Raw genomic sequence first — 7355 nt, forward strand, 5'->3', positions numbered from 1 at the left:
CTGACGGCGTCGGCGGCCCGCCGGTGCGTCCGGCCCTGTCCGGGCGCCGGGCCGCCGGCGTCCCGGCGCCCCTTCAACTCCTGCCCATAACTGAACCCTCTGGGGGATATGTGCACCAGCCAGCCGCATCGGCCGGGAGAACCGCCACCGTCCCCGGCCGGCGGACCTCAAAGGACGACCCAGCGATGGATCTGGCCGATCTTCCGGCGTCCCCGGACCGGTCGGGCCGGCGCCGGACGCTGGCCCTCGGCGGCCCCCTGGCCGCGGCGCTCGTCCTGTGGGCATACGCCGTCGCCCGTACCGACCCGGCCGATCTGGGCGGCTTCGGGCTCGCCGGGGCGCTGCCCCTCGCCTTCTGGGTTGCGCTCGCGGTGCTCACCGCGGGCTTCTGGGTCTGTGTGCGCGACCCCCTGCGCGCGCACCGCTGGCCGCTGGCGTACACCGCCGGCCTGCTGCTGATGGAGCGGGCCACCCAGGCGCTGGTCTATCCGACCCCGCTGTACGCCTGGGCGTGGAAGCACGACGCGGTCGTCGACCATCTGCTCACGGCGGGCGCGCTGGAGCGCGGCGCGAAGCTGGGCGACATGGCCGTGTACGACCAGTGGCCCGGCTTCTTCGCCGCGCAGGCCGCGTTCACCGACCTGACCGGACTGGAGCACGCGGCAACGTACATGGCCTGGTGGCCGCTGCTGTCCAGTCTGCTGCTGCTCGCTCCGCTGCTGCTGATCTACCGCACCTTCACCCAGGACCGGCGGCTCATCTGGACCGCCGTGTGGATCTTCTACGCCGCCAACTGGGTCGGTCAGGACTACTTCTCCCCCCAGTCCCTGGCGCTGTTCCTCTGCCTGAGCGTGCTGGCGATCGTGCTGCGCCGGGGCGTACGCCCCCCGGCGGGCGGCCGCCGCCGGGCGCTGCTGTGGACGGCGCTGCTCATCCCGCTCACCTCCGCCCTCGTCACCGCGCACCAGCTGACGCCGGTGATGCTGGCCGTCGGCCTGGGCGCGCTGTGTCTGACCCGGCGCTACCGCGACTGGGCGGCGCCCGCGGTGCTGCTGCTGGCGTTCCTGGCCTGGAATCTCACCGCCTCCCTGCCGTTCCTCCGCGAGGCGGTGCCGGAGATGATCCGCTCCTTCGGCAATGTGACGGGCAATCTGGAGGCGGGCTACGGCACCACCCCGACCGGGACCGGACCGGTGCTCATGTCCTGGGTGTCGCGGCTGCTGTCGGCGTCCGTGCTGCTGCTCGCGGCGTACGGGGCCTGGCGACGCCCGCTGCTGCGGCGCCGGGCCACCCCGCTGCTGCTGCTCGCCGCCGCGCCGCTGCTGATGCTGGCCGCCAATGACTACGGCAACGAGATGATCTTCCGGGTGCTGCTGTTCATGCTGCCCGGAGCGAGCTTCTTCGCCGCCGCCGCGCTGCTGCCGGACGCCAGGCCGCTGACGGCCGGGTCGCCGGACGGCAAGGGGAAGCCGCCGCCGGTCAAGGGGCTGCGGTTCGGCGCGCTTCCGGCCGCCGCGCTGCTCGCGCTGGCGGCCGCCTTCGTACCGAGCTACGCGGGCAAGGACCAGCTGAGCTACTTCCCTCCCCAGGAGGTGGCGCTGGTGCGGCAGCTCGTCGACAGCGCGCCCGACGGCTCGCTCGTGGTGGCCGCCAGCCGCAACTACCCGCTCGCCTACGACACGTACTGGCGCATCGGCCACTACTGGTTCCTCGACGACGACAGGAGCCATGTGGAGGCGATCCTGAACGACCCGGCCGCCACGCTCGCCCGGGACATGTCCGGCGTCGAGCCCCCCGCACGCGGCTATCTGCTGCTCACCCGCGGCCAGATCGCCTACTCGGACATGAACGGCATGCTCACCGCCGCCGAACTGCACCGCATCGAGACGTCCGTGGCGGCCTCGCCGCTCTTCGAGCGGGTGGCCCGGAACAGCGCGGGCGCCGTCTACGAACTCCGGAGGACCTCATGAGAGCCCTGCCCCGCACCGATCTCTCCCTGCGGCTGCTGCCGCCCGCCGCGGGGTGCTGCGCCCTCGCCGCCGCCACCCTGCTGCCCGCCGCCGCGCCGCTGCGCATCGCGCCGGTCGCCGTGTTCCTGCTCGCCGGGCCCGGCGCCGCGCTGGTCCGGCTCATCAGACCCGCGCTCGCCCGCTGCCAGGCCGTCCGCCCGGCGGAGAGCTGGGACCGCGGCTTCGAGCGGGACTCGCGGCGACTCGAACAGCTTGCCCTCACCATTTCACTCAGTGTGAGCGCTAGTGTCCTCTGTGCGACTGCGCTGCTGGCCGTCGAAGCCTTCAGCGGGCTGCGGGTGCTGCTGCTGCTCACCGCGCTGACGGCGGCCGCCGCATGCAGCCCGGAGCTGCGCATCGCCACCGCGAACCCCGGAGACACGAAGCCCGGCACGCCTGAGCCCGGCATCCAGAAGCCCGACGTCCAGAAGCGTGACATTCCGAAGCCCGCAGAGCCCACTGCCGAGAAGAAGAAACAGACACCGAAGGGCGCACCTTAAGTGATGACACCCCGCCATGACCGGCTGCGGATGATCAGCGTGCCCGTGCTCCTCATCGCGGCGCTCCTCGCCGGAGTGCTCGCCGTGCAGAAGTCGCCCGGCTGGGACGACGGCGCGAACGGAGTCGACGGCGAGAAATGCGCTGCCGACGAGCTGCTGGTCCCCGAGTGCGGCGCGTGGTTCGGCGCGTACGTACGGCATGACAAGCCCGAGCTGGAGGAGAAGGTCCTCGCCTACGAGGAGCGGATCGGCCGCAAGCTCGACATCGTCTACACCTACCACGACATGTCCACGGACGGCCTTGAGGGGCAGCTGCTGACCGAGCAGGAGCAGCGCGTCGGCGAGGAGCGCATGCTGCTGCTGTCCTGGGAGAGCAAGTGGTGGGGCGGCACACCCGAGCAGCAGCCCAGCTGGGCCGAGATCACCTCCGGCGCGCTGGACGAGACCGTCATCGACGTCCAGGCCCAGCGGATCAAGGAGTACGGGAAGAAGGTCTTCCTCTCCTTCGACCTGGAGATGGACACGCGTGTCCCGGACAACGGCACCGTCGAGGAGTATGTGGCCGCCTACCGCCATATCCACGACCGCTTCCGCGAACTGGGCGTCGAGAACGTGGTGTGGACCTGGATCATCACCGGCTACACCGGCCATGCGGAGCTGTTCCTGCGGCTCTATCCGGGGGACGCGTACGTCGACTGGATCGGCTACAACCAGTACAACTACTTCCAGTGCCATCAGACGGGCTGGAAGACCTTCGAGGACACCCAGCGTGCCAGCCACGCCTGGATCCGCGCGAACCTCTCCGACACCAAGCCGCTGATGCTGTCGGAGTTCGGCACCGCGGACGACCCGGCCAACCCGCAGGGTCAGGCCGAGTGGTACGCACAGGTGCCGCAGGTGGTGAAGCGGCTGGAGGGGGTCAAGGCCGCGCTCCAGTGGAACTACCGCGATCCGGGGCCGGGCTGTGATCTGTCGCTGGCGCGGGAGTCGTCCTGGGAGGCGCTGCGGGAGGCGGTCGCCGACCCGTTCTTCCACCAGCGCCGGCCGGCCCTCTAGCCGGACCCGCGCTCCTCAAGCGAGCCGGAGGGGCTGAGGCCCAGCCCCTCCGGCGCTTGAGGGCGCGGCCTCCGGCCGTGCACGGCGTCAGCCCGCGAAGACCGGACCCTTCAGCGCCGCGCGGGCGCGCCGGTACATCCGCCAGCCCACCGTCTTCAGGGAGTCGGGGAAGGGCGCGACAGGCGCTCCGCCGCCCTCCATCCACTGCTCTACGTCGGCGGCGGTGTGCGTGCGCCGCACGATCAGCCGGGCGATCCGGTAGGCCTCGTCGCCGGCGGAGCTGAGCGCATGCCGTACGGCGGCGGCAGAGGCATAGCCCGCGTCCGCCGCGGCCCTGCGGACCGTACGGCTGTTGTAGCCGTGCGGATAGGCGAGGTGAGCCACCTCATGGCCCAGGGTCTGCTCCAGCACGGTCTTGGGCTCGCGCAGTTCGCGGCGGAGCTGGCGGGCTGGCAGGGTGTCCAGCTGCGGATGGGTGTCGGTGTGCGCGCCGACCTCCAGGCCGTGCTGTTCCAGCAAGGTCGCCTGGGACAGCGTCATCATCGGCGCGGGCGGCAGCAGACTGCGCCGGCCGGGGGTGATGGCGCCGGTGGTCAGATAGGCGGTGGCGGGCAGGGAGCGGCTGGCGAGCGCCTCCGCGGTGGGGCCCGGCAGATCGGCGAAGCCGTCGTCGAAGGTGAGCACGACGGGGCGGGGCGGCAGCGGCCCGCCGCGGCCCGTCAGATGTCCGACGAGATCGCTGACGGTGACGGCGGTGCGGCCGCTCGCGCCGATGGCGTCGAGCTGCGCCCGGAACTCCTTCGGGGAGACGGTGAATTCTGCGATCCAGTCGGGCGGGTCGTCCATCACCGCGTGGTAGAGCAGTACGGGGATGCGCTCCTGGCCGTCCGTCACTTCTCCTCCCAGGGACGCGGCAGTCCACGGACCTTGCGGCGGGCCCTGACATATCCGAGGGGCCCGGCGAGCATCCCGCGCCGCTGCAGCCGGGAGAGCTTCGACGGCCAGGCGTGTGTCTGCGTCCCGTGCTGGCCGGGGACTCCCGCGTGTCCGCCGTCGCCGCCGCTCCGCGGCGCGCTGATGGCGCGCGCGTGGGCCAGGCCGCGCGGCAGCTTGCGCAGCAGCGCGGGCAGCAGGGCGGGGCGGCGGGCCAGGGTGGCGGCCAGATACGCCGTCAGGCCCGCGCCATAGCCGTACGCCTGGTTCTCCAGGTCCTGCCAGGACTCGCGGTGGTGGTGCCAGACCAGGGCGTCGGGGCTGTAGCGCAGCCGGTGCCCGGCTGCCAGCACGCCGACGAACGCATACAGGTCGTCGCCGCCCCTGGCGGGCGTGCCGGTGCCGGTGGCGGGATCGAAGCCGCCGATGGCGCGCAGTGCGCGGGCGCGGAAGGCCATGTTCGCGCCGGAGCCGAAGCTGCCGGCGGTGAACGGGAACAGCGGTTCGCCGGCGGGCGGGCGCGCCGGGTCCCAGGTGCGGGCGGTGAAACCCTTGGCGAAGCCGCCGTGGCTCTCCAGCAGGATCTGGGCGCGGGTGCGCAGCCGGGCCGGGAGGATCAGCCCGGTGGTGCAGCCCAGGCCGGGGTCGTGGGCGAAGGGCGTGGTGAGCGCGGTGAGCCAGTGCGGGTCGGCGACGACGTCGTCGTCGGTGAAGGCGAGGACCACGCCGTCGGCGGCGGCGACGCCGCGGTTGTGGGCGATGGCGAGGCCGGGCACGGGTTCACGCACATAGCGCACGCGGTCGGCGTACTTGTGCTCGATCAGCTCCCGGGTGGCGGCGGTGACGGGGGCGTTGTCGACGACGACGATCTCAAAGTTGGGATGGTCCTGCGCCAGCAGCGAGTCCAGGGCCCGGGCCAGTTGGTCGGCGCGCTCCCGGGTGGCGACGACGACGCTGGTGCGCGGCGGCGCGACCCGCTGTGCGGGAGCCGCGGGCCGGGCGGGAGGACGGGCGGCGAGTCTCGCGCGGGCGGCGACGGCCACCGCGTCGCCCGGGTTCTCCCCCGGCCTGACCCGGCAGACGACGGTGGCGACGGGGCGGCCGCGCAGTCTCACCAGGGCGAAGACATCGCCTGCGGGGACGGGCGGGCCGCCGAGGGCGGGCCCGAAGGAGAGCACCGCGCCGTCGGGCCCTTCCAGATCCAGTTCGGCGACATGGATCTCGGAGACGCTGCCTTTGCCGTCAGCGCTGTTGTCGGTGATGCCGGTGATGTCAGTGCTTGCAGTGTTCTCGGGATTGTCGTCGGCAGTGCTCGCCATGCTGTTCCCGCCCCATTCGATCGGTACGTCCATCAGGCTCAGTGGCGGCGGGCTCCCCGCAGCGCCCCCACCCGGTTCAGCGTCCGCTGCGCGAGTCCGGACAGCCGCGGCCGGCCGCGCACATAGCAGTGCGCCCGCCGCACCGGCTCGCGGTGCAGCCAGTGCACGACCGCCCCGGCGCCGGGTCTGGCCGAAGCCCCTTCGTACACCCGGACCTCCCCCGTCTTGAGCGCGTCCTTGTACTCCGCCGCGCCGCGCCCCAGATCAAGCACCCCGATGCCCTCGGCGGCGGCCGACTCCGCCATGCGCAGATGCAGGATCAGACCGGGCGAGTAGCGGGCGAACTCCGGGTCGTATGCGGGGAACCAGCAGGACAGCACGGTCGCGGAGCGCAGCCCGAAGTGTGCGGCCACGGGACGCCCTGCCACATAGAGCACCGACAGCAGCCCGCGGCAGCCGCCCCGGCCGTTCTCGTGGAGCTGCCGTACGAGCGCGCTGATCCACTCCTTGGCGAAGCGGTCGCGCCGGCCGGTCCGCCGGTACTGGGCCGACTTCCACTCCATGAGCGTGCGCAGCACGGCCGGGTCGGGCTCGTCAAAGACGAACCGGACCTCCCCCACGCGCCGCCCCAGCCTGCGCTCCTTGGCCAGGGTGGTCTTGAGGAACTTCGGCGACCGGCCGCGCAGCCCGTCCTCATAGGCCGCGTAGCCCGCGCGCACGTCGATGACCGGTGAGCCGAACTCCTCGGCCGCGGAGGGCTGGAACAGCGTCTGCCCCGCTTCGAGGTTGTCGTACTCCCAGGCCGACAGCGCGCAGGCGCGCAGCAGCTGCCGCGAGGTGAGCGCGAGCCCGGGGCGCAGTATCGCGCCCTGGCAGTCCGACACTCCCAGCCCGATGGCCCGGCCCCGGCCCAGCGGCCCGCGTTCGTACGGGAAGAATCCGGCGGGCTCTCCGTCCTGTCGCACCACCGCCACACGGGCCGTCGGCCGCACCCGGCCGACGGCGAGTGTGAACTCGGGCTCCATGAAGGGATTGGCGGAGGCGCCGGTCCCGGCGCGCAGTTCCCGCCAGGCGGCTATCTCCTCCCGGCCCAGCGCATCCGGTCTGACGACCTGTATGCGCACGGCTTCGCCCGACTGTGTGCGCATGGGCGCACGCCTGTGTGTCTGCACTCTGCTCAACTCGACCCCCCGGTCTCCCCCTTGAGCACCCCTCCCGGCAGCACGGACGGTACCGGGCCGGATACCGACGGGGTAGGGAGGAACACCCGGGTTGTGACCGTTCCGTGAACTCCGGGAAAGCCGGGAGAAGTGTGATGTTCGAGAGACGACTGCGGCGGATGGACGAAAGAGAGGAGATGAGAGGGGAGTTGGCCGACTGACATTCGAATACGACTGATTACTCGTAGGATCGGACCGTTCCCGTCACTCAAAAGAGTCCCGTCCTGGGAGGTCTGTTACTCCGTGGTCAACGTGAGGTATCCGTGCTGAGCGGGCCGAAGAGCAAGCGGACGGCGCAACTCGCGGTGTGGTGGGGCG

Annotated in this window: 6 protein-coding genes; 3 read left to right on the forward strand and 3 right to left on the reverse strand. The window is 72.1% G+C overall.

Going from position 1 to position 7355, the window contains the following annotated elements; all coding sequences use genetic code 11:
• The first annotated feature begins 185 nt into the window (after nt 1-185).
• The 3 genes from OF819_RS27570 to OF819_RS27580 are packed head-to-tail and all read left to right on the forward strand — an operon-like array spanning nt 186 to nt 3565.
• The gene (locus OF819_RS27570; protein ID WP_267246369.1) at nt 186-1970 is read left to right on the forward strand and encodes a glycosyltransferase; all 1785 of its coding nucleotides are present in this window, start codon (nt 186-188) and stop codon (nt 1968-1970) included.
• Nucleotides 1967-2509 (forward strand): hypothetical protein, encoded by a 543-nt coding sequence (locus tag OF819_RS27575; protein WP_267246370.1) that lies wholly within the window; start codon nt 1967-1969, stop codon nt 2507-2509. Before OF819_RS27570 ends, OF819_RS27575 begins: the two co-directional genes overlap by 4 nt.
• 3 nt (nt 2510-2512) lie before the next feature.
• Nucleotides 2513-3565, forward strand: coding sequence for a glycosyl hydrolase (locus OF819_RS27580; RefSeq protein ID WP_267246371.1), 1053 nt, complete (start codon nt 2513-2515; stop codon nt 3563-3565).
• A gap of 87 nt (nt 3566-3652) precedes the next feature.
• On the opposite strand, the gene OF819_RS27585 is transcribed toward OF819_RS27580, so the two are convergent.
• The 3 genes from OF819_RS27585 to OF819_RS27595 form a co-directional block, all read right to left on the reverse strand.
• A complete protein-coding gene (locus OF819_RS27585) occupies nt 3653-4411 on the reverse strand; it encodes a polysaccharide deacetylase family protein (protein WP_267246375.1) in 759 nt (252 codons plus the stop codon).
• Nucleotides 4412-4455: 44 nt separating this feature from the next.
• Entirely contained in the window at nt 4456-5718 is a 1263-nt protein-coding gene (locus tag OF819_RS27590; protein WP_416370639.1) for a glycosyltransferase family 2 protein, read from the reverse strand.
• Between the two features lie 137 nt (nt 5719-5855).
• Nucleotides 5856-6965 (reverse strand): GNAT family N-acetyltransferase, encoded by a 1110-nt coding sequence (locus OF819_RS27595; RefSeq protein ID WP_267246373.1) that lies wholly within the window; start codon nt 6963-6965, stop codon nt 5856-5858.
• Nucleotides 6966-7355 lie beyond the last annotated feature (390 nt).

Origin of the sequence: Streptomyces sp. PR69, from assembly GCF_026420845.1 — a bacterium.
Taxonomy (GTDB): Bacteria; Actinomycetota; Actinomycetes; order Streptomycetales; family Streptomycetaceae; genus Streptomyces.

What these genes read in the sequence shown, in the direction of transcription:
- OF819_RS27570 (WP_267246369.1), top strand. Translation starts at nt 186, where the DNA reads ATGGATCTGGCCGATCTTCCGGCGTCCCCGGACCGGTCGGGCCGGCGC.
- OF819_RS27575 (WP_267246370.1), top strand. Translation starts at nt 1,967, where the DNA reads ATGAGAGCCCTGCCCCGCACCGATCTCTCCCTGCGGCTGCTGCCGCCC.
- OF819_RS27580 (WP_267246371.1), top strand. Translation starts at nt 2,513, where the DNA reads ATGACACCCCGCCATGACCGGCTGCGGATGATCAGCGTGCCCGTGCTC.
- OF819_RS27585 (WP_267246375.1), bottom strand. Translation starts at nt 4,411, where the DNA reads ATGGACGACCCGCCCGACTGGATCGCAGAATTCACCGTCTCCCCGAAG.
- OF819_RS27595 (WP_267246373.1), bottom strand. Translation starts at nt 6,965, where the DNA reads ATGCGCACACAGTCGGGCGAAGCCGTGCGCATACAGGTCGTCAGACCG.